This window comes from Winslowiella iniecta (assembly GCF_001267535.1).
GTDB classification, from domain to species: Bacteria; Pseudomonadota; Gammaproteobacteria; order Enterobacterales; family Enterobacteriaceae; genus Erwinia; species Erwinia iniecta.
Genome location: NZ_JRXE01000032.1, coordinates 42,096 through 64,229, shown reverse-complemented (window position 1 = coordinate 64,229; position 22,134 = coordinate 42,096). Strand labels below are relative to the sequence as shown.

Here is a 22,134-nt window from a genome sequence, read left to right as displayed (position 1 = left end):
TCAGCCACCTCGCCAAAACCTACCGTAATATGGTGTTGGTTTATTAGCGCTGATTTAGTGGGGATCCCTCAGCGCCGAAGCGGGGTTTTTTCATTAATAACCCATCTCTCAATTTTTCTGTATTAAATACTCAAGTCTATTTTATTTTGTTATGCTCGGGCAAAACACTCTTATTTTATTTTTGCCGAAGCGAAGGGAATCATGATCTCAGGGATTGATATCAGCGTGATTATTCCTGCATATAATGCAGAAAATACAATATCAAAACTAATAGATAGTCTGATATTAGAAAGTGAAGTAAGTATTGAAATAATAATTATTAATGATGGCTCAACTGACAATACCCAGGATATTATCAGCCAATATACTGATACGCGGTTAATTATGATTCATCAGCACAATCAAGGTCTGTCGGCGGCAAGGAATGCAGGCCTGGCGATACACCGTGGCCGCTGGGTGGTTTTCCTCGATGCCGATGATGATATTGAACCCGCTGCTCTTGCTGCGAGGTATCATCTGGCTGAGCATCATGATGTTGATTTGTTGATCTGTAATGCTAAACGCTTAGATGCCAGTGGCAATTTTCGGGGTTATATTCATCGCGAACAAATCTATAATAAAGTCATAAATGGCTTTCAATGGATTGAATATTGCGTTAAACAACGAGAATGGCCACATTATGTCTGGCTACAGTTGATTAAATCCAGCTATATCATTAAACATAACATCGCTTATCGGGCGTTACGCAGCCATGAAGATATTTGCTGGACAATGGATTTATCATTAGCAGACGGTCGTTTTTTTATCTCCAACGTCGCAGACTATTCTTACAGAGATAATGAACTGTCGATCACTCATCACAGGGATTATTACGATATCAGAGCAGAAAACTACATCCATATTATTTCTTACATCCAGCGACAATCACGTCACGAAAAGTACTTATCTGTCTCAAGACATTTAAAAAGACATGCGCTCTGGGAAGCGAGACATTTTTTTGGTTTGCTAAAAAGAAAGGTCACAGACCGAAACAAGCTCCGCAAGGCCTTTACTGAGCAGGTCTCTTTCCCTGCTTTGCTCTATGGCGTTGCAAATCTGAGCGATATGGTCTTTCTGCTCAAATTGTTTTTGAACGTAAAACGCGGATAAGTGATCGCAGCGCATAGCGCTGCGACACGCGTTATTCATTTAGAGTCTGCTGAGGCAATCAATGGCCACCGCCTTAAAACTGGCGAAGTCTTTGCTGTCACGCAGCCGCGTCATTGCCCTTTCGCGCATAAAGGTGACAAACAGATCGTAAATCGCCATCGCCTCTTCATATTCCGTTTTACTGATGGCCAGTAAAAAAATGACAAAGGCGGTTTCATCGCCCCACTGCACTCCCTGTGGGGCCAGCACGGTATACACCACGGTTTTCCTCGCCAGCAGCCCCAGAGAGTGCGGCAGCGCGATGCCCTCCCCCAGCATGGTGCTGACGATCGCTTCACGCTCCTCAACAGAAGCACAGAAAGTCTTATCGACATAGCCCTCCTGCTCCAGCTGCTCGCACAGCACACCAAACAGCTGCGACTGATCCATCGGTTGATCGATAATGCGAAAATGCGCGGCGTCGAAGAACTTTTCCAGCATATACGGGCGGGTGCGGTCGACCAGCACCAGTTTGCCAATCTGCTCCAGCTGATAATCGGTCGGAAACGGTGACATCACTACTACCGGTTTATCTTTCTCCGTCAGTCGCGCGGTAGAAATAACAAAATCTTCCTCGATCGCGCTCAGCTCTTCATATTCACGCAATGAGATAATCTGCTTCACCACGATTTGCGGATACCGGCGCAAAAGCATCGCCTGAATCATGCGAACTGTCGAGTTGCCGGTATCGCACACCAGCATCACCTGCGGATAACGCTGATAGCCGACGTTATAGTGCCGCTCCAGTCCGACGCCAATATGCAGTACCAGAAAGCCGATTTCGTTTTCGCTAATCACATAAGGGGTGTATTTTCCCCAGCTTGATACCGCCGCCAGCGTAACGTCATAGGCCATCGGATAATGCTGTTTAATATTGGCCAGCAGCGGGTTGGGAATATTAATCTGGTAGCGCACGCGGGTGATCATGGTCTTAATATGGGTCAGCAGATCGGCGCGCAGCTGAGCATCGTTTTGCAGGTTAAAATTATAGTGGTTATTGATATAACTCAGAATGTAATCGACCAGCGTGTCACCATCATCCGGGCTGATGGCGCTGGGGGCAATCTCCTGCACCCGGCGCGCAGCGATATTTACGCGCAGGTAAGCCTCTTCGGCCGGTGAAATCGCTTTGCCGGTAATCGGTCGCAGCAGATTGATAATATGTCGCGCGGCATCACGTACATCGTTATCGACATCCTCGGCGCTAAAATCCGTTAGTGGATAACCTTCACTGATCCGCCGCACCGCCACCGCGCAGTAAAGCCGCAGATAGTGTTCGCTGTCATCGGTCAGACGTACATGAAAGCGCGAGAAACACTGATGCAGCAGCGGCTGTAACGTCTCCAGCATGCCGCTGTTTAGCGCCTCCAGCGTCAGCAGCGGGCTTTCGTTAGCCTCCTGCGATATCTGATACAGCAGATCGGTCAGACAGGCGCGTATCGCTACCTCGCTGCCAAACAGCTTCATACCGTAGCGAGGCTTGGTTTCGATCGCCAGCTGGTAGCGGTTCAGCCACTCTCTCACTTCAGCCATATCGCTTTGCAGCGTGGCCCGGCTGACAAACCACTCTTCCGCCAGCTCTTCCAGCTTGAGCGAGAAAGCTGAAGTGAGAAAACGCGTTAACAGATAGTACACGCGCTCTGCCGATGTCCGCGGTACGCGCAGATGCGAAGGCGTGGACTGTAGCAAACGCCCATAGCGAGCGGCATCGTCAATTTTCAGCTGATAGCCTGCGCTACGACTCAGTACAAAATGCGCGCCGTGCTCGACCAGCAGCTGGTTCAGCGCGCTGATATCGGTGCGCACGGTGCGCGTCGAGATAGCAAAACGACGCGCCAGCTCATCCTGCGGCAGCGTTTCGTTTTGTAGCGTATCAAACAGTTGTGCCAGCCGTTGGTTAGGAAATCTCACGTTATCTGTCCATCCAAAATCGTGAGGGCGGCGTTATCGCCGCCCGGTGGATGTTATGCCAGCAATGTTTTGGTTATCGCTAACAATGTCGCCACATCTGTCGGACGAGTATTGCCGGATTCTTTATCAATAATCGAGCTGTAAATATGCGGGATGATTTTGCTGACGCCCGCATCCAGCGCAATCTCCAGAATCGCCTGATAGTTTTCCAGGTCGATGCCACCGGTCGGTTCCAGCCAGAAATCGTTTTCGCCACAGGCTGCGGCTACCGCCCGAAACTCATCGACAGATTTCAGCCCCCCCATGGGGAAATATTTCACTGAGCTGCCGCCCATATCTTTCAGCAGCGCAATGGCAGTGGCGATCGGCACAATGGCGTCTGCCTGCTGTGAGCTCAGCGGGCCGGTGGAAATTTTCACCAGCCCCGGCGTGCCGGTGGGTGAAATCAGTCCGTTAACCACCGTCTGGCTCTGCCCGAGCAGCGCACGACTGGTTGCCACGCCGGTAAATACCTGATTAACATGCTGCGGCTGAATCTGGCGCGCAATTTCACTGACCATCGCCGACTGATTCGGATCGCCTGCGCCGAGTCCGATCGACAACGCATTATCAATCAGCGCCGCATACTCACGCATGTCTGCCACCGCGCTGTCGATGCTGTGATAATTTTTCGACAGCACGCCGACCAGTACATGGCCTTCCGCCGCCTGCCAGATATCCTGCGCATTCTGCTTAGAACCGGCAAGTACATTCAGACACACGCGGTCGTGATAAAACTTCGGCGTTAGCGTCATGCGGTTTTCTCTCCTGATAACAAAGCCTTAATACAGATATAAATGGTGTTCAGTTGCTCTGGCGAGACGCTGCGCACATCCACTTCCACCAGCCCTTCATTGGCTTTATAGCCACGGAAATAGATGGCGATCTCCCCGTTTTTCAGCGCCTGTACCAGCTCAGCGGTGGTACGGCCAATCATCGCTTCATCGAAATGAATTTCCGTGCGGGCGATATCGCGCCCGGCGGCATCCCACACCACGCGTGCGCTGATACCGTTCAGCGTATTCAGATTGTCGATAAACGGCGTCATCTTTTCGACCATCTGCGCGCCGGTGACTTTTTCCTGCGTCAGATAGTTTTCAATCGCCTGCGTCAGGCCAAGAATGCCCTCTTTACCGACTTTCATCGCCCGGCCAATCCCGGCCGACTGACGTTTTACCCAGTCGATATACTGCTGTTTACCCACCACCAGACCACTGGTTGGCCCTTCAATTGCTTTCGCACCGCTGTAAATCACCAGGTCGGCACCCACCCGGTAGTAGCACTGCAAATCTTCTTCCGCTGCCGCATCAACAATCAACGGCACACCGTGCTTGCGCGCCACCCCCGCCGCCTGCTCAACGCTGAGATGACTTTTCTGCACACAGTGGTGTGATTTGATATACAGAATTGCAGCGGTTTGCGGGGTAATCGCCGCCGCCAGTTGCTGTGGCGAGCACTCGTTGGCATATCCGGCTTCCACCAGCCGACCGCCGCCCATCGTCACCATAGTGCCAACCGGCGCGCCAAAGTTAACGTTATGCCCTTTCGGCAGCACGATATCGTGCGGCACTGCCAGTGGCGCGGCGTGCAGATTTTCCAGCAGCCAGTCATCATCTTTTACAATCACTGCCGCCACCGACTGTGCCAGCCCGGCTGAAGCGCAGGAGACCACCACCGCATCTTCGGCATTGAGTAAATCCGCGATATACGTGCCGGTTTTATCCACCAGGTCTTTGATCTCAAAATAGTGATTCAGGCCATATTTAACCGTGTCGACCACCGACTCGGCGGGCGTCGATACGCCAAGAATGGTCATGCGCCCGGAGGCGTTAATCACTTGCTTTAACCGGTATTTTTCATAAATCGAAGTCATGACTGGCTTTTCCTTCATCGGTCACAATCCACTGGCCCGCGACGACTGCCGCTAATGGCACCAGATGTTTCTCGCCGCAGACGCTTTCCCCTTCGGAGTCAACAAATGGACGACTTTCCGCTTTGACGGTAAAAATGGTCAGATCCGCGTCGAAACCCGGTTCGAGGCGGCCTTTGCCTGACAGTCGCAGACCCTGCGCGGCATTGACGGTGACACAATCAATCACCTGCGGCAGCGTCATGCCGACGCTGAAGAATTTCGACATCACGTGCGCCAGGTTATGTACCGGGCCGTTAATGCGGTTGCGGCAGTAAATATCAGAGCTGATGGTGTCCGGCAGAATCCCCTGCGCAATGGCAACGCGCGCCACTTCAAAGCTGAAACTGGCACTGCCGTGGCCGACATCCAGCCGCACGCCGCGCTGAATCGCCCGCTGAACAGAGGCGCGTAACTCCCCGGCAGGCGTCAGAATGCGGTTCGGCTTGCCGTTATAGCAGTGGGTGATAATGTCGCCAGAAGTCAGCAGTTCGGCAATCTCGTCGAGATTTGGCGGGTTATTGCCTATATGTACCATCAGCGGCAAAGCGCCGTTTTCCTGCTGAATGTCTTTCGCGCGCTGTAGCGGCGTTATGCCGTTATGACCCACTACGCTGCTACTGATCCGCGCTTTAATGCCGAGAATAAAACCGGGCAGACGCTGCACCGCATCACGCACCGCAACCTTGTCGATCTGGCTCATATCAGCCAGTTCGTTCTGGGTGACGATGCCGGTGCGGGCAATATTCAGCAGCGCATAAACCTGGGTGCTGGCATCGCGCGTCAGTTGGTAAAAATCATCAATATCATCAGCGCCGGTGCTGCCCGCATCCACCACCGTGGTGACGCCGGCAGTGACGCCAATGGCATCCGCATCATCATGATAAATCGGTGAGTGGGGGTAACAGTGCACATGTGAATCAATCCAGCCAGCACTGACGTAGTAGCGCCCCGCCAGGTCGCGCTGCTGACGGGCTTCGCCCTGCACCTCACCCAGCGCGGCAATTTTGCCGTCGAGCAACGCAATATCGATAATAGTTTCATCGCTCAGTCGCGCGCGGCGAATAATCAGATCGAACATGATAACTCCCTGCATATTATCAGGACGGGAGCCGAAAACGGCTTCCCTGGAGGATCGCGACTAGCTAATCGCCACCGGGAACATCGCACCAAGGATCATTGCGCCTAAAATCGCGCCGCCGGTGATTGGTTTGCCCCACAGATAGAACAGCAGCGATCCCACCAGCGATCCGATACCAATCGGAATCGACGCCGCCATGGCCGACAGGATGATCAACGGCCCGAGGAAGCGGCCAGAGGCGTTACCGGCCCCCATCATCACATCAGCACCATAGGTGGAGTTGCTCTGATTAATGGTGAACTTACGCGCCAGAATAATCACGTAACCAATCGCCAGGCCAATCACCAGACCGGTCGCCAGTGAAGCCGCAAAGTTGGCGACCGGGAAGATAATGCCCGCGCCCAGCAGCAGCGCCGGTACGCCCAGCCCGACGCCGGTCTGAATGGCACCGCCAATATCCAGGATCCCCACCAGCGATCCTTCGATAATGCGCGCAAACAGGAAGCTGGCACCAAAGGCGGCAACCGCGCCGTACACGCCGGTATCCATACCGGCACGCAGCATCGAGACAAAGGCCACTTCGTTAAATGCCCCGATACCGTACAGGTAGTACATATGCGTTCCGGCAAACACCCCAGAGGAGAGCAGGCCGACAAAAATTGGGAAAGACCAGTCGGCATACCAGAAGCCGCTTTTCGTATCACTCATTTTTCTCTTCCTCGTTACTTGCCGCTCAGGGAGTTGTGGATCATGTCGAGCCAGCCGGGAATACCGAGCTGGAATGACTGCAACAGTTTCATATCGAAACCGCGGAAGAAGCCGCTCAGGACAAACAGCAGCACAATGGCAAACATCATCACCTTCGTGACCTTGTTCCAGCCGCTCTCTTCCACTCCTTTGCCGATCAGAATACCCAACACCAGACCCGGCACGGCATTACCCATAATCAGCTGCGCCAGACCGCCAAAAATGGTCGCCCAGAAGCCTGATTTCTTACCGGCATCAATCGCCGCCAGCCAGAAAATCACCGGCATCACGGTGTTAACCAGCAGATTTGCCGCTGGCACCAACACTTTCACCGCGGTGACCTGAAGCGCGGCCGGTACCGCTGAGGCGGTTGAGTTGAGGAACGCCACCACAATCATGCCGATGATGCCGCAGGCGATAGCCATTTTTTTCGGATCGTGCAGGGTTTCAGCCACGTTGCGGTTCTTCACCATCAACGCCGCCGCGCCCCAGTTCGGGATGATGCGATGGTCAACGTCCTGGGTAAAAGCCCCCGCCGCGACCGAAGAAGCCCAGGCGTTAAAGAAGAATCCCAGACCGAAAGAGAAGTGAGAAGCCGGATCGCCCTCACAGGAGTTCAGTTCACCCAGTGTACGAAATGCGCCCATCCCCTGCGTGGTGGGAGCATGGAACATACGCGCCGCACCGGCTCCGACGCCCACACCGACCAACCCGCCGATGATTAACGATTTGAATAAAATAATTAAAAACATCAGTCTTTCCTTTGGTTTTATCGCCCAACGTTTTTAGTTCGTGTCGAATTGAACCTTATCGGTATCAATCACCGTCACGTTGACGGTGATCTCCAGCTCCACGCTGTAGGTCCGTCGCTCACGCGCCAGAAAAAAGAACAAAAATTTCTCTTTTCTGACGCTCTCCTGCGCCCGAATGACCTGCACGTCCTGTGGCTCGATGCGCAACAGAATTTTTTGGGTAGAACGCAGCACCGTGCTCTGCACCCGGCTGAGCGCATCGGCAAAGGCTTTACCTTTGGTGTCACCCTTGCCGCTGACCGTTACCGTGGTGGTGAATTGTTCTTTCATTCTTCGTCCTTAGCCGCCGTGTTTTTTGTTCCAGGCCTGCACCAGGCGTTCACCCAGTTCTTCTTTATCCATAAAACCAAAGCCCAGTACCGTGCAGCCTTCATTGATCGCGGTAACGCCTTCCTCCACCGAACGCATGCCGTGCTTGGCTTTGTAGCCATATTTATTCTGGGCGGTAATCGCGCCTGCACCGCCGCTGCCGCAGAAGGAGATACCAAAAGTGGCGTTTTCAGTATTCATCACGTCGCCCAGCTTCATATCTGCCGCCACACCCGGCACCACCACTGCACGGCCACCGGCTTTTTCCACGCCTGCGGCAACTTTCTGGCCTTTACCTAAACGATCGCCAATTACTACGGTGACTTGTGTCATATTGTGTTCCTTAATAGATTGATTTAGATGTTTTTTTGGGTGCGGATGGCGAAAACGTCGCCCTTACTCATCATTGTTCTCTTTAGCCACTTCAAAGTGGACGGATAACAGCCAGGCCTCTTCTTTTGGCAAGTTGCCGAACAGATCCACTATCTGCTGCGCCAGCTGCATTGACTGCTGAGAGATATCTTCAAACAGCTCCTCCTCCACTTCGGGCAAGGGTTCGCCGCTGAGTGAACGCAGTGCCATCGCCCGGACATGGGAGGACAACATCTGCTGCTGTACCGCATTGGGGAAAATAGCCTGAGCAGCAAACACGTCGCCAATCTGTCCCATCACTCTGTCAGCCAGCGCCTGGATCGCTTCCGTGCTCGCGGCGGAATGGTCCGCCATCGCTGCGTTTTTCACCTTTACTCCCCTTTTGCCAGAAAGCTCAATCTTGATAATTCGCGTTACAAATAAATTAGCGCGGCAAACTGACGCTGTGGAGAAGCACTTTTTCCGTTTCGAAACGGAAATCACGCCGGAATAAGTGGATCAGTTCGCAAAAAAGGGTATTTCATGCAAAAACAGCCGAATAATTGTGAGTCGAATCACATTTATTGCCGGATAAGCGGCAAATTGTGCAGATAGCGGCAGGAGATAAAAAAGGTGAAGTTAATCAGCAGGTAAAATATAAGAATGGGTTATGACGTGTCAGTTAAAAAAAACGGCTCCAAATGGAGCCGCCTGATAATTAATGGCAGGTGAAATCTACTGACCGGCGATCTTCATTTCCGGCAGTAATACCGAACCACACTGAATATTGCTGCGGGTTTCAATATCGCTGCCGACGGTGACGATATCGCGCCACATATCCTTCAGATTACCGGCAATGGTGACTTCACTGACCGGATACTGAATTTCGCCATTCTCAACCCAGAAACCGGCGGCACCGCGTGAGTAGTCACCGGTAATGCCGCTGACACCCTGACCCATTAACTCAGTGACCACCAGACCGGTGCCCATCTGTTTCAGCAAGTCGTCAAAACTGGCACCCTGGCCGGCGATACGCCAGTTGTGAATGCCACCGGCGTGACCGGTGCTTTGCAGGCCAAGCTTACGCGCGGCGTAGCTGGTCAGCAGCCAGTTTTGCAACACGCCATCTTTAATGATATCGCGCTGCTGAGTGCGTACCCCTTCGCTATCGAACGGGGTCGATGCCAGCCCTTTCAACAGATGCGGCTGCTCTTCGATGGTCAGCCACGACGGCAGAATTTGCTGGCCCAGCGAGTCGAGTAAGAAGGTCGATTTGCGGTAAACGCTGCTGCCACTGATGGCACCCACCAGATGACCAAACAGGCCGGTTGCCACTTCAGCGGCAAAAATAACCGGCGCTTTCATCGTCGACAGCTTACGCGGTGACAGGCGGGACAGCGTGCGGCGGGCACACTCTTCACCGACCCACTCCGGCGATTGCAGATCGCCCAGCGCGCGGCCAATTGTGTAGGCGTAATCGCGTTCCATATCGCCATTATGTTCGGCAATCACACAGCTGGAAAGGGAGTGACGGCTGGAGCAGTAGCCCTGCAACATACCGTGGCTATTACCGAACACCTTAATTCCGACGTGGCTGTTAAAGCTGCCACCTTCGGTATTGGTAATACGTTTATCCGCTTTCAGCGAGGCCTGTTCGGCGCGTGCGGCCAGCTCAATCGCCTGATCGGCATCGATTTCTGCCGGGTGGTAGAGATCCAGATCCGGCGCGTCAAATGCCAGCAGATCCCGATCCGCCACACCCGCGTAAGGATCGGGTGAGGTATAGCGCGCGATATCAATCGCCGCCTGCACCGTGCGTTTAATCGCATCCGGGCTAAGATCAGTGGAGGAGGCACTGCCTTTGCGGTTTTGGTGATAAACGGTGATGCCCAGCGCGCCATCACTGTTGAATTCGACATTTTCGACTTCACCGTAACGCGTGCTGACACTGATACCGGTGGTTTTGCTCACGGCGACTTCTGCTCCGTCCGTGCTGGCTTTGGCCAGCTCGAGCGCTTGTGCGACCGCCTGCTCCAGCGTTTTACGCTGCTCTGCGACTTGGGAGATTACTTTCATCGGCCTGCCATATAATCAATGAATGGGGATGGGTTTGAGTCTAACAGACTCAGAGAACAATTTCGCAGTAGCCGCGTAACCTGATAGCATTAGCCTCTTTCTCAGGAGCCTAACAATGACCAAGCAGCCCGAAGACTGGCTCGACGATGTACCAGATAATCAGGAAGAAGAAGATGATGAGATTATCTGGGTCAGTAAAAGTGAAATTAAGCGCGACGCGGAAGAGTTAAAACGCCTCGGCGCTGAGTTAGTTGAACTCGGTAAAAACTCGCTGGATAAAATCCCGCTGGATGAAGATTTGCGTGCCGCCATTGAGCTGGCGCAGAAGATCAAGAAGGAAGGACGCCGCCGTCAGATGCAGCTGATTGGCAAAATGCTGCGTTCACGTGACGAAGATCCGATTCGCCAGGCACTGGATAAGCTGAAGAACCGCCACAACCAGCAGGTTGCGCTGTTCCACAAGCTGGAAGTGCTGCGCGACCGTCTGGTCGAGCAGGGTGATGAAGTGGTACCGGAAGTGCTGAATCTCTATCCGCACGCCGATCGCCAGCAGTTACGCGCCATGATCCGTAATGCGCAAAAAGAGAAAGCCGGCAATAAGCCACCTAAAGCCTATCGTCAGATTTTCCAGTATCTGCGTGAGCTGGCAGAGACGGTGTAACCACTTGTTCTCATGTAGGGGTGGCGATCTCACCGCCCGTGCCAGGGGTTAGCGCTCGGCATATCATCAGCACGGGAGCCGATAACGGCTCCCCTACATTATTTTTCTAAACGATCCAACAGTTTCTGGTGAATCCCACCAAAACCCCCGTTGCTCATCACCAGCACCGTATCACCCGGTTGCGCCACTTTTGCCACCATTTCGACCAGCGCATCCACGTCGGCACTCCAGTGCGCAGGCTGCATACAGGCGTCAGCCACTTCAGAAACCTGCCACGGAATATGGTGTGGTTGCAGCAGGAATACTTCATCGGCGCGAGCCAAAGCCGGTGCCAGATCGTCCTTACTGATGCCCATTTTCATGGTATTGGATCGCGGTTCCAGCACCGCCAGAATGCGTGCCGTCCCGCCCACTTTACCGCGCATGGCGGCAAGCGTGGCGTGGATCGCCGTCGGATGATGGGCAAAATCGTCATAGACTTTGATGCCGTTGCTTTCACCGCGCAGCTCAAGACGACGACGCGCATTGATAAAGTCATTCAACGCCCGCCCCGCATCTTCCGGCTTAATGCCAACGTGACGCGCGGCAGCGATCGCCATCAGGCCATTATGCATATTGTGTTCGCCAACCAGCAACCAGTTCACTTCAGCAACCCGTTCGCCATCCAGCAACACTTCCCAGTGCGACGCATCCGGCGAGAGCTTCTTAGCCTGCCATTTGCCGCCGTCCCCCACATGCTCCTGCTCGCTCCAGCAGCCCATTGCCATCACCTGCTTCAGATGGGCGTCATGTTCTGGCAGAATAATTTTGCCCTGCCCCGGCACGATACGAATCAGATGGTGGAACTGTTTCTGAATGGCGCGTAGATCGTCAAAGATATCGGCGTGATCGAATTCCAGGTTATTCAGAATCAGCGTGCGCGGGCAGTAATGGACAAATTTGGAGCGTTTGTCGAAGAAGGCAGAGTCATACTCATCGGCTTCAATCACGAAGAATGGGCTTTTTCCTAAATTTGCCGATACCTCGAAATTTCCCGGAACCCCACCAATGACAAACCCCGGTTCAAGGCCGCAGGCCTGTAAAATCCACGCTGCCATGCCAGCAGTGGTGGTTTTACCGTGGGTGCCAGCCACTGCAATCACCCAGCGGTCACGCAGCACGAAATCATGCAGCCATTGTGGTCCTGACAGATAAGGAATATTGCGTTCCAGTACCGCTTCAACGCAGGCATTGCCACGTGTCATCGCATTGCCGATAATCACCAGATCCGGAGCCGGATCAAGCTGACTCGCATCATAACCCTGAATTAAATCAATATCCTGGCTTTCAAGCAAGGTGCTCATCGGTGGATAGACGTTGGCATCAGAGCCTGTCACTTCATGCCCCAGCGCGCGCGCCAGCATAGCCAGGCCGCCCATGAAGGTGCCGCAGATACCGAGAATATGAATACGCATAAAAGGTCCATTACTTTAAATGTTCGGCGCACAGTTTAACGCTGACTTACGCCAGAAGAAACGGATTTGGACTATGGTCTTTGCTGTTCAATCGGCTAAACTGCGTACGCATACGTTGGCGGCCTGTAAATCATGCTGCCACTCAACCGCAGATTCAGGGATTGTGTTATGAAAACGTTAGGCGAATTTATCGTCGAGAAGCAACACGACTTTCCTCACGCCACAGGTGAACTGACGGCACTGATTTCCGCCATCAAGCTGGGTGCGAAGATCATCCACCGCGATATCAACAAAGCCGGACTGGTTGATATTCTCGGTGCCAGCGGCGCTGAAAATATTCAGGGCGAGCAGCAGATGAAACTCGACCTGTTTGCCAATGAAAAACTTAAAGCAGCGTTAAAGGCTCGTGGGATTGTCGCCGGTATTGCCTCTGAAGAAGAAGACGAAATCGTTATCTTCGAAGGCGTCGAGAACGGTAAATATGTGGTGCTGATGGACCCACTGGATGGATCATCCAACATTGACGTTAACGTCTCTGTCGGTACCATTTTCTCCATCTATCGTCGTATTACCCCACCAGGCACGCCGGTTACCGAAGAGGATTTCCTCCAGCCGGGCAACCAGCAGGTTGCTGCCGGTTACGTGGTGTATGGTTCTTCGACCATGCTGGTGTACACCACCGGTAAAGGCGTGCATGCCTTCACTTACGATCCCTCGCTGGGTGTCTTCTGCCTCAGCCAGGAACGCATGATGTTCCCGGAGCAGGGTTACACTTACTCGATCAACGAAGGGAACTACATCCGTTTCCCGAAAGGCGTGAAAAAGTATCTGAAATTCTGTCAGGAAGAAGACAAAACCACTAACCGCCCTTATACCTCGCGCTATATCGGTTCTCTGGTGGCAGACTTCCATCGTAACCTGCTGAAAGGCGGGATTTATCTCTACCCAAGCACCGCCAGCCATCCGCAAGGCAAACTGCGCCTGCTGTATGAGTGCAACCCGATGGCATTCCTGGCGGAACAAGCCGGTGGTAAAGCCAGCGACGGTAAAAACCGTATTCTCGACCTGCAACCGGAAACGCTGCATCAGCGTAGCCCGTTCTTTGTCGGCAATGACGCGATGGTCGATGATACCGAACGCTTTATGCGTGAGTATCCGGACGAGTAATCACTTTCTGATCCAGGGCAGCTAAGCCTGCCCTTATTCTGACTGGGTAAAAACATGAAAAGAGTGTTACTGGCAATCGGTTTGTTGCTGCCACTCGGTGTGCTGGCAGCGGAAAACCCCATTGACCGCGAACTGGAGAGCTGTCTGAACAGCAACTCTTCGACGGCGGGGATGTCGCAATGTTATGACACCGCGAATCGAGCCTGGGATAAAGAGATGAATACCCAGTACCAGGCAGTGATGGCAAAACTGGATGACGCACAGAAAGCGAAACTGCGTGATGCCCAGCGCAACTGGCTGAAATACCGTGACAGCTGGCTGGAAGCATCAAAGGCCTGGTATCTGAAAGAACAGGGTACGATGGCGGCAATTTCCCTCGGCGTTCAGTCGGTTGAGCTGGTAAAAAATCAGGCTCTGATGCTGAAATCACTGAAGCAGGGAGCGTGCGCAAATCCGGATGATTGTCAGTAATTGTCAATATTAAGGCTTATGCTGCTGAAAATGCGGTGGTAAGGTAAAGAGGACGGCGATCTTAAACCGTCCTTTTTTTCTTTCTTCTGGAGCAGTAAATGGCCGCGTACTCTTCGTTAATTATCCTGGTTCTGCTCGGCGCGCTGAGTTTATTTATTCATAACACCGCCGTCACCATCTCCATTCTGGTACTGCTGGTGATCAAAATCACCCCGCTGGCGCAGTTCTTTCCCTATGTGGAAAAACAGGGCATTACGCTGGGCATTATTATTCTGACCATCGCCGTTATGGCACCGCTGGCCAGTGGCTCACTGCCTTCCAGCACCTTAATCAAATCCTTCCTTGACTGGAAATCACTGCTGGCGATTGCGGTAGGGATTTTTGTTTCATGGCTCGGAGGCCGTGGCGTCTCACTGATGAGTACTCAGCCGACCATTATCGGTGGCTTACTGATCGGTACTATTATTGGCGTAGCCCTGTTTCGCGGTGTGCCGGTTGGACCGCTGATTGCCGCCGGGATTGTCTCGCTGTTTGTGCTGAACAAATAAGGCACCGACCGTGCGTATAAACGCCTGAAGGTCTTTATCAGGCGTTTAATGCACTGAGCGATCAAGCGCGGTTATCCTGAACCGACCTGATTAATTGTTCTGCGCATCATCTAACCCTCCGCCTTGCTGATTCGCATTATCCCTGGCGAAAAATTGCGAACGACCATTTTCGGCAACAAACTGCGGCGACTCTGCGACGCTATCTTCCACCTGGCCATTTCCATCCGGCTGGTCAAAATATTCTGGATCAACGCTGTCCACAATATTCAGGATAACCCCCTCTTCAAGTTGATTGAATATATTGATATCAAGATTATTCTTCCTGATGATATCCACCCCCGTAAGATTACCGTAATAGCGCAGGGCAAGCTGATGCACAGTTTCACCGGCTTTAACTTTATGTTCTATAGCCGCCACAGCATAGTTGCCATCAAATCGACTGTTTGACAGCATGATCTTAACCCCCGGCAGCGGCTTTTCACTGGTAATCCACTTCTCGGAATTATCAGCAATGATTTTATTTTGCTGGTCATAGTTACCATAAAACTGCCAGGAGATCCGGGCGGTGTTATCACCGGGCCGTACAGTATGCAAACGCGTTTTTATTAGTGGTTGAATAATATCTTTATTACTGCGAGCGCTGTCAGGGATCACGATTGTCTTACCCGCTTCAAGGTGATTACCTGGCAGTAATATCTCCTTATTGGCCTGAGTAAGCAGCCCAAACTTCGAGTGTGGAATACCCAGTTTTTTGGCGACAGAGTTAAGACTCTCACCTTGCTGAACCCTATATTTCCGACCTCTAAGTTGATTATTTGATGCGCCAACTGAGTGCCTGCGAACAGGACGGCTTTCATCGGTATGCGGTGGTGCACTGGCTTTTCCATCTGAAACCTGTTGATTTTCAACAGACGGAGGGATATTTACAAAGCGAATATTGTCCGGAATGAATAGCGTGTTACCCGGCTCAAGCTGAGTAACAGAACGTAATGCATCGCCATTAGCCGCAATAAACTGGGCGTACTGCGCGGGACGGATGCCAAAAGCGCTGACGAGAGCATGGAAAGTATCCCCGGGCTGCACGATATATTGCAGCCCCTCAGGCTGATTGTGTTGAATAACATCCTGATTGTCTGGAAAGCTGACAGGATTACTGCGTGCCCGCGCCAGATTATTTTCGTTTTCCCCCTGTTCAGGCGAACCCAAAAAGCTACCTGTGCGACCAGAATAGTTAAGAGCCGGTGTTTCCCGCTGAAGATTAACCGGATTTTGCTGCACCAAACCTTTGCGGATATCTAACGGAGGGCCACTAAAATAGCCGAAATATTCCGGGTAAACATACTTCGAAATTTTCAGCGATGTCCCAGGGGTAAGCGGATCGGTAATACCCGGATTTGCCTCTCGTAATTTTTCTAATCCGACGTGACTGTCGTAATACAGATAAGCGATATCTTCCAGAGTTTGACCCGGCTGAACCCGATGCACAAAGTCAGGGACAGTAAAGGTTCCATTAAAAAGGCTGTTGGGCAGATTTAATTCTATATCGGGTTGAGTGTTGTCGATAAAAGGTATTTTTTCGGCATTCAGGTTCTTAAGCAGAATGTAATTCCAGCCACCGTAAAATCCGTAATACTTGTAGCTAAGGTCCTGGAGGTTATCGCCTGCCTCCGTAGTATGGATCCTGTCAATTGGACTTATTGCACTGTCAGGAATAATCAGCACCTGACCCGGCTTGATATCGAAAATGCTATTAAGAACATAGCTGTTAGCGTTAACCAGCAGCTCCAAATCCGATGGCCGAATGCCCAGCTCCACCATCATGGAATAAATATTATCACCCTCTTGCACCACATAAGTCTGACCTGACATCCCGTTAATCTGGCTCATGGATGACAGAGCAACCGGCGGTGGAGTTTCCGATTTCGGCGTTTCTGCCGCGGGCTGTTGCTTTAGCTTGCTGGCCACTTCATTCGCCATCGGGCTTACGCGACCGCCAAGCGAATCTCCCCCCATACCAAACATGGTCTCCTTCATCACATTGACGTCTTTTACTGCCGACTTCCATGGCAGCTTCAGGGTGGGGAGCATAGATTTCGCCAGCGATGGTCCGAGTGTTAAGCCGCCGTCCACTATCATACTCGTCAGCAGCTCCTCCGGCATAGCCGCGAGGATTTCTTCCCTCTCTTTCTGATTATCAGTCAGCCAATGCATCATAAGCCCCTTAGAGAGGGTTAATTTTCCCGCCGCCGCGACCTGACAGAGCATTACCCATATTGATTTCACCCCCATCGCACCGCCCGCCATTCCGACCCCAATTGCCACTGCCGCACCCGTGCCGGCAGCCGCCAGGTCAATCATCCTGCCTAATAAATACTCACCGGATGTTTTCACCATGCTGTCCATATCATCTTTCGCACGATGCATCACGACCCGTAATGCATCCTCACCAAGAGTCGCTTCCTGACTGGTCGATATGGGTGACTTCATCTCTGATTGCGATGTCGACCTCGCCAGCGGCTGAGTTGAAGCGTCATAAAACTTAAACGCCTCTTTTCTACTCTCTTCAGTACGGTATTTATACTGAGCATTGGCATCCAGATGATTAACAATCCACTCTTGCTTAGTTTTATCCTGAATACCGTACTCCGTATTATCGATTACGGCATATGACCCTTTAGGATCCCATGCCAGAATTTTATCATTAATACGTACCGATACGACTTCAGTCAGTACATAACCGTAAAATTGCACATGTTCACCGACAATCTTGCCCGATTGAATATCATCAAGCAGCCCTTTGAATTCCTCTAGCTTAGGGTCTTTAAATAGCTGTGCTGCGGCATTTTTAAACATGGATTCATAATATGTCACCATCGCCGCTGAGTCATCAGGGTTATTCTTGATAGCGTCGACGTTTTCTTTAAATGCTTTGCTAATTTGTGTCGTCAGACTTTCCGGTCGGGGCCGGGTTGAGGTATACCAGTTTACGCCTCGATTATAGCCACCGCCATCAGATACGATATTTGCGCCACCGGGATTAAGCGCCTCTCTTAATTCCATTGAGATGTTTTTATCCCAGATAATATCCCAATCCGTGATGCTCACTTTCCCCATAGCTAAATCCATCAGCGTTATCTCCCGGTTTCCTCCGGCCTGATTACTGCCTATACCCCGTAATTTTATCTTGCTATCCGGGGAAGTAAGTTCTCCACGATCTTCCTTCGAAAAATTTTTAAGAATTTTCTCAAGATAATCACTAATGAATGTTTCGGGGTGTAGCCGGCCGGACATCCTGATAATCGCACCTTTATTAAATCTGTTAACATGAGCCTGTGATTTAATTTTTAGAAACTCCGGATCCCAGCGTCTGCGTATCTCTGCTGAATCATCAAGTCTCTTTTGCATGGTTCTGACTTTATCCTTCAGTTGATTATCTTCGGCCTCTTTTTTATCAATTTTTCCGTTTACATCATCCAGCTGTTTTTTTAATGCTGCAATTTCAGCTTCTTTGCCCGGTATATTGCTATTACTTTCAATTTTAATCAGACTTTCTAATGATTTTCTCTGCGACTTTAATTCATTGAGTTCCGTGGTGACTTTTTTCTTGGCATCGATGGTTTGTTGCAACTCAAAAGGCGTCACAATATCAACCTTAGCCGGGCGGCCTTTTCCATAGGCACTTAATAATTGCTGTCGTTCTAAGGCCGACAAAATACCCATGCCCGCCGCACGCTTATGTCGCCCGGTTTTGACCGGCTCAGTACCAGGCCTGCGCAGAGCATCAAAATCCTCGTTTCTGATTTCACCTTTGCTCAGAAGTGTAATCAGATCCGTTGAGTCCTTATCGCTGACTTCCCTTACTTTAAGCTGAGCACGAAGATTATCTAAATCACTGTTGCTTATCTTTCCTTTTTTCAAACTCGTCAGCAACATGATTAAGTCCTTATCGCTTTCCACCTCGGTTTTCAACTGAGCATCGATCGCTTGTATATCCGCACTGCTGATACCCTCTTTTTTTAGGCGAGCGTGCAGTTTATTTAAATAGCTGTCGCTAACCCCCCAGCTTTCCAGGAAAGTAAGCAGTGCATAAATATCATTAAGATCGGGTTTATTGACTTGTAAGCGAGCAATATAATCCGATAATGCCGGGTCACCTTCTCCGCCTTTTTTGATCCGTTCGATAAGTTCATCGGTCTCCTTATCGCTGACGTTTCCTTGTCTGAAGCGCTCGACGAGCGCCGTTAATTTATTTTTACTCAGTCCTCTTTTATTTAGAAGAAAGGTCAGTTCAGCGGCTTGTTGGTCGCTTAACTCCACTTTTTGGAGGCTCACCAGCAGATCGCTGAGTATCTTGTCGTTGTCAGCGACTTTTTGGATCAGCGCGTTACTGTCATCGATTTCCTTATCGCTAACCCCGGTTTTTTTTATGCGCGCAAGCAGATCATTGATATCCCTGTCGCTGACACCCCGTTGATTCAGCAGAGTACGAAGCCGGCTAATATCCTGGTCGGCAGGCCCCTCTTTTTTTATGCGCGCAAGCAGATCAGGCAGTTCATTTTCGCTGGCAGCCACGGCTTTCAGATAAGTAATGTAAGCCGTTATCTCCTCGTCGCTGCCTCCGCCTTTTTTCAGCAGAGCGTGCAGCTCTCTGGTTTCATGATCACCGGCTTGCCCTGTATTAATTTTCCCGACCAGTTCATTTAATTTATTTTCACCGGAACGGGCTGTCACCGCGTTGACCCCTTTTATTCCTCCTTGCCAGATACCCGCCCAGGTCAGATCCTGCGGTGCCTGTTTCAATACGTTGCTTGCAACATTAGCCACCCCTTCGCGAGAAAGGGCATACGCGGTTAAGCCCGCTGACATGCCGGATTTCAGCGCTTTCGGCAGAAGAAACTTCAGAGCCTGAATAGACGCTATAACGGCACGTCTCTTCACCAGTTGCTTAAACTCTTTAATCGGGAATGGATCGCCTGGCATCAGTGTTGCCATCAATTCCTTGTAGGCGAACCAGAGGGTGGCGGGCGCCGCCATCGCCTTCAGAACACTCAGGTTTGGTATAATAATATTACGCGGCAGGAAGGAGATAAGCCTTGTCAGTGACCCCTCTACTGCAGCAAAAGTCAGCTGCCCAATCAGGGTTTTGTGCCCGGTTTTCGCCAGATAGTCTAATGGTGTCAGAGTCTTTGCTAACACGTCTGCTGTCGTGCGCGGGCGTAGCAGGTTGCCATCAATCGCCCCGATAAAGGCTTCTACCGCCCTGCCAACCATAATATGGCCGTCCGGGTCAGCACCTTTGCTGAAATCATCGGCAATCTGGTTAATGAATAACTCCGTGATAACCTCTTTTAACATCTCCAGGTCTGTATCGGGATCTTGCCGTAGTGCATCCTGCAAGAAATCGTGACAAAAAACGCCCAGATCGAGTGCAATGCGTGTATCAAGAGAGAAGAGATCTAAGTTCTTCCCGGTGGCTTCCGTGACGGCCAGCTCGATTTTCCCCACCGCGCCCACGACACTGAAAACCGCGCGACTGGCCTCGGCAAATGCCTTGCTGAACACGACCTTGTCTGTCGTGTCGCTCGCGTCTTGCACAGCACGCTCCAGTTGCTGGGCCGCTGAACGGAATCGCTTTACTTGTTTATCAATTTGCTGCTGAAAAATGTCTAACTTTAGCGCCTGCGCTGGGTGCTGTTTTTTCATTTTCACCAGCCTGTCTCCCAGCTTTCCGGCGTGCAGGTCTGTTTCCGCCAGCGCGCCGGACATCGATGCTGACATCTCACGCAACACCGCCAGCGCATTTTCTTTCAACTCAGCCTTTTCCTGCTTCTTCGTGGCTGCCTTTTCCAGTTTCTTTGCGGCTGTCACAGCGGCAACTTCGCGCAACTCTCTCTGCGCAGTCTCCTTCGCGCCAGCCTTTTCCGCTGTCCTCACGGCTGTCGCAGCCGGTGCCTTGCGCACTGCCGACTGCACTGTTTTATCGGTACTTTCTGGCACCTGACTCCAGGTGAGATGCTTATCCAGCTGATAACAGGACTCCATCATCTTGCCTGATGCCCGCTGATACCGCTCCATTGCGACCAGTAACGGCCTGACCGTCACCCTGAGCTTTTCATTTACTGCTCTCTCCTGGGGTGATTCAGGAATTAACGTACGGTCAGGCCCGGTTAAGCTGTGGATGAGCGCTTTCTCTACTCCCGTTGCCGCTTTTTCTCCCTGGCTTTTTAATCCAGCGCCCACCTGCCGAACCCCGCCGGGCAGAGCTTTCGCGATGTTAACGACGACGTCCGGGACGGCCTTTAACGCCGTCGCCGCCGTCGCTGCTCCCATCTGCAGTTTATCTATGCCCTTATCCAGTCCTGCCAGCCCTTTATCCAGTTTCACCTGTCCCGCAGGGGTAAAGGCAGCGATAGCCGCCGCAGTCTTCACATCGCTTAGCAGTTTGTCACCGAACTGGTTACCGAACCTTTTCATCTTATTCAGCACCGGATGAGGATCGAGACGGTGCTTCATCTCATTGATTTTTTTCGCGACCGCCTCAAGACGCTCTGCCGCCAGGCCAATCTTGCCAGCAATCCCGGCAAACTCCGCATAGCGTTTGTCATCCGCAGATATATCGAGAGGATGATTTAACGCCTTACTACGTGCTTTGGTAATTTTTTTCTCTGCATAACGCAAACCGTCCATCAGCCCTGCCAGAGTCTGGTGGTAGTCCCCGGAGGCCGCTGCTTCAGGTTGTAACAGCTCACCCGCTGCCAGCATCGCGAAATCTGCCACCAGCAGCGCTTCGTTCTGCGCCATCAGCACTTTGACGATATGCCGCATCGCCAGGCGTTCAGTTTTGTCTTCCGGAGTCAGCGAGAGCGTTTTTTCGGTTGCCAGCAGTAGTGCTTCAACCGCCCCTCTGACATCCTCACTGGTCTTGTCTCCTTCCAGTTCACTCAACTGAGTCTTAAGCAACTCAAAATGCGCGGACAGATTCTCCCACTCGGTGTTATATCCCTGGTCACGAAACTCGTTCAGCATCGGGCGACGGGATTCGTACAGGGATGTGAGGTAATTACCCAGCTCACTCTTTTGGTGAGCGGTCAGTTCCGTAAGGGTTGCCGACAAGGCAGTGTGCAAAATCTCCAACCCGCCGGTTATCTTGCTAATTTCCTTTGCGATAAAACGGTTTTCCATCACCTCTGACAGCAGGTTCAGGAATGCCTTGTCCTGATGCCAGTTCTCCCCTGCGCTGGCCATTTTCTCCTCAAGAAGAGCAATGTCTTCGTCATTGAAGGCATCGCCAGCAATCGGGGAGCGCTCGCCACGGACACTTTCAGTCAGCGCCCCTGGAGATGATACCGGTAACAAAAAGCGAGTAAGAGAATCTGTAAGTTTCATAGAAGAACTGGATCTGTCATTTAA

At 51.7% G+C, this 22,134-nt stretch carries 17 protein-coding genes; 5 read left to right on the top strand and 12 right to left on the bottom strand.

Annotated elements, in window-relative coordinates; all coding sequences use genetic code 11:
- Positions 1–201 precede the first annotated feature (201 nt).
- Positions 202–1,149 (top strand): glycosyltransferase, encoded by a 948-nt coding sequence (locus NG42_RS19080; RefSeq protein ID WP_052902175.1) that lies wholly within the window; start codon positions 202–204, stop codon positions 1,147–1,149.
- 39 nt (positions 1,150–1,188) lie between these two features.
- Here the strand turns inward: NG42_RS19080 and NG42_RS19075 are convergent, their stop codons facing one another.
- The 10 genes from NG42_RS19075 to pmbA all read right to left on the bottom strand — a co-directional run bounded on the left by NG42_RS19075 (position 1,189) and on the right by pmbA (position 10,423).
- On the bottom strand, positions 1,189–3,099 hold the full coding sequence (locus tag NG42_RS19075) for a BglG family transcription antiterminator (protein ID WP_052902171.1): 1,911 nt from the start codon (positions 3,097–3,099) through the stop codon (positions 1,189–1,191).
- Between the two features lie 53 nt (positions 3,100–3,152).
- On the bottom strand, positions 3,153–3,893 hold the full coding sequence (gene dagF / locus NG42_RS19070; protein ID WP_052902169.1) for a 2-dehydro-3-deoxy-phosphogluconate aldolase: 741 nt from the start codon (positions 3,891–3,893) through the stop codon (positions 3,153–3,155).
- A complete protein-coding gene (locus tag NG42_RS19065; RefSeq protein WP_052902167.1) occupies positions 3,890–5,011 on the bottom strand; it encodes a DgaE family pyridoxal phosphate-dependent ammonia lyase in 1,122 nt (373 codons plus the stop codon). The genes dagF and NG42_RS19065 overlap by 4 nt, the downstream gene beginning before the upstream one ends.
- Positions 4,995–6,128: an amidohydrolase/deacetylase family metallohydrolase gene (locus NG42_RS19060; RefSeq protein WP_052902165.1), complete on the bottom strand. Its 1,134-nt coding sequence runs from the start codon at positions 6,126–6,128 to the stop codon at positions 4,995–4,997. The genes NG42_RS19065 and NG42_RS19060 overlap by 17 nt, the downstream gene beginning before the upstream one ends.
- Before the next feature lie 60 nt (positions 6,129–6,188).
- The gene (locus NG42_RS19055; protein WP_052902163.1) at positions 6,189–6,836 is read right to left on the bottom strand and encodes a DUF4310 family protein; all 648 of its coding nucleotides are present in this window, start codon (positions 6,834–6,836) and stop codon (positions 6,189–6,191) included.
- A gap of 14 nt (positions 6,837–6,850) precedes the next feature.
- Positions 6,851–7,627, bottom strand: coding sequence for a DUF4311 domain-containing protein (locus NG42_RS19050; RefSeq protein ID WP_052902161.1), 777 nt, complete (start codon positions 7,625–7,627; stop codon positions 6,851–6,853).
- A gap of 33 nt (positions 7,628–7,660) precedes the next feature.
- Positions 7,661–7,957: a DUF4312 family protein gene (locus NG42_RS19045; RefSeq protein ID WP_052902159.1), complete on the bottom strand. Its 297-nt coding sequence runs from the start codon at positions 7,955–7,957 to the stop codon at positions 7,661–7,663.
- Between the two features lie 9 nt (positions 7,958–7,966).
- Positions 7,967–8,329: an SFCGS family glycine-rich protein gene (locus NG42_RS19040; protein ID WP_052902157.1), complete on the bottom strand. Its 363-nt coding sequence runs from the start codon at positions 8,327–8,329 to the stop codon at positions 7,967–7,969.
- 63 nt (positions 8,330–8,392) lie between these two features.
- Positions 8,393–8,722: a glycine dehydrogenase gene (locus NG42_RS19035; protein WP_052902186.1), complete on the bottom strand. Its 330-nt coding sequence runs from the start codon at positions 8,720–8,722 to the stop codon at positions 8,393–8,395.
- Between the two features lie 360 nt (positions 8,723–9,082).
- The gene (gene pmbA, locus NG42_RS19030; RefSeq protein ID WP_052902155.1) at positions 9,083–10,423 is read right to left on the bottom strand and encodes a metalloprotease PmbA; all 1,341 of its coding nucleotides are present in this window, start codon (positions 10,421–10,423) and stop codon (positions 9,083–9,085) included.
- 115 nt (positions 10,424–10,538) lie between these two features.
- Here pmbA and yjgA point away from each other — a divergent pair, with 115 nt between their 5' ends.
- Positions 10,539–11,084, top strand: a complete 546-nt coding sequence (gene yjgA / locus NG42_RS19025; RefSeq protein ID WP_052902153.1) for a ribosome biogenesis factor YjgA — start codon at positions 10,539–10,541, stop codon at positions 11,082–11,084.
- 98 nt (positions 11,085–11,182) lie between these two features.
- On the opposite strand, the gene mpl is transcribed toward yjgA, so the two are convergent.
- On the bottom strand, positions 11,183–12,538 hold the full coding sequence (mpl, locus tag NG42_RS19020; protein WP_052902151.1) for a UDP-N-acetylmuramate:L-alanyl-gamma-D-glutamyl-meso-diaminopimelate ligase: 1,356 nt from the start codon (positions 12,536–12,538) through the stop codon (positions 11,183–11,185).
- 168 nt (positions 12,539–12,706) lie between these two features.
- Here mpl and fbp point away from each other — a divergent pair, with 168 nt between their 5' ends.
- The 3 genes from fbp (at position 12,707) to NG42_RS19005 (ending at position 14,724) form a co-directional block, all read left to right on the top strand.
- Positions 12,707–13,705: a class 1 fructose-bisphosphatase gene (gene fbp, locus NG42_RS19015; protein WP_052902148.1), complete on the top strand. Its 999-nt coding sequence runs from the start codon at positions 12,707–12,709 to the stop codon at positions 13,703–13,705.
- A gap of 54 nt (positions 13,706–13,759) precedes the next feature.
- Positions 13,760–14,176 (top strand): lysozyme inhibitor LprI family protein, encoded by a 417-nt coding sequence (locus NG42_RS19010; RefSeq protein ID WP_052902146.1) that lies wholly within the window; start codon positions 13,760–13,762, stop codon positions 14,174–14,176.
- A gap of 98 nt (positions 14,177–14,274) precedes the next feature.
- Positions 14,275–14,724 (top strand): DUF441 domain-containing protein, encoded by a 450-nt coding sequence (locus tag NG42_RS19005; RefSeq protein ID WP_052902144.1) that lies wholly within the window; start codon positions 14,275–14,277, stop codon positions 14,722–14,724.
- Between the two features lie 90 nt (positions 14,725–14,814).
- Here NG42_RS19005 and NG42_RS19000 read toward each other — a convergent pair whose 3' ends face one another.
- A complete protein-coding gene (locus tag NG42_RS19000) occupies positions 14,815–22,110 on the bottom strand; it encodes a LysM peptidoglycan-binding domain-containing protein (RefSeq protein ID WP_082203914.1) in 7,296 nt (2,431 codons plus the stop codon).
- Positions 22,111–22,134: the final 24 nt, after the last annotated feature.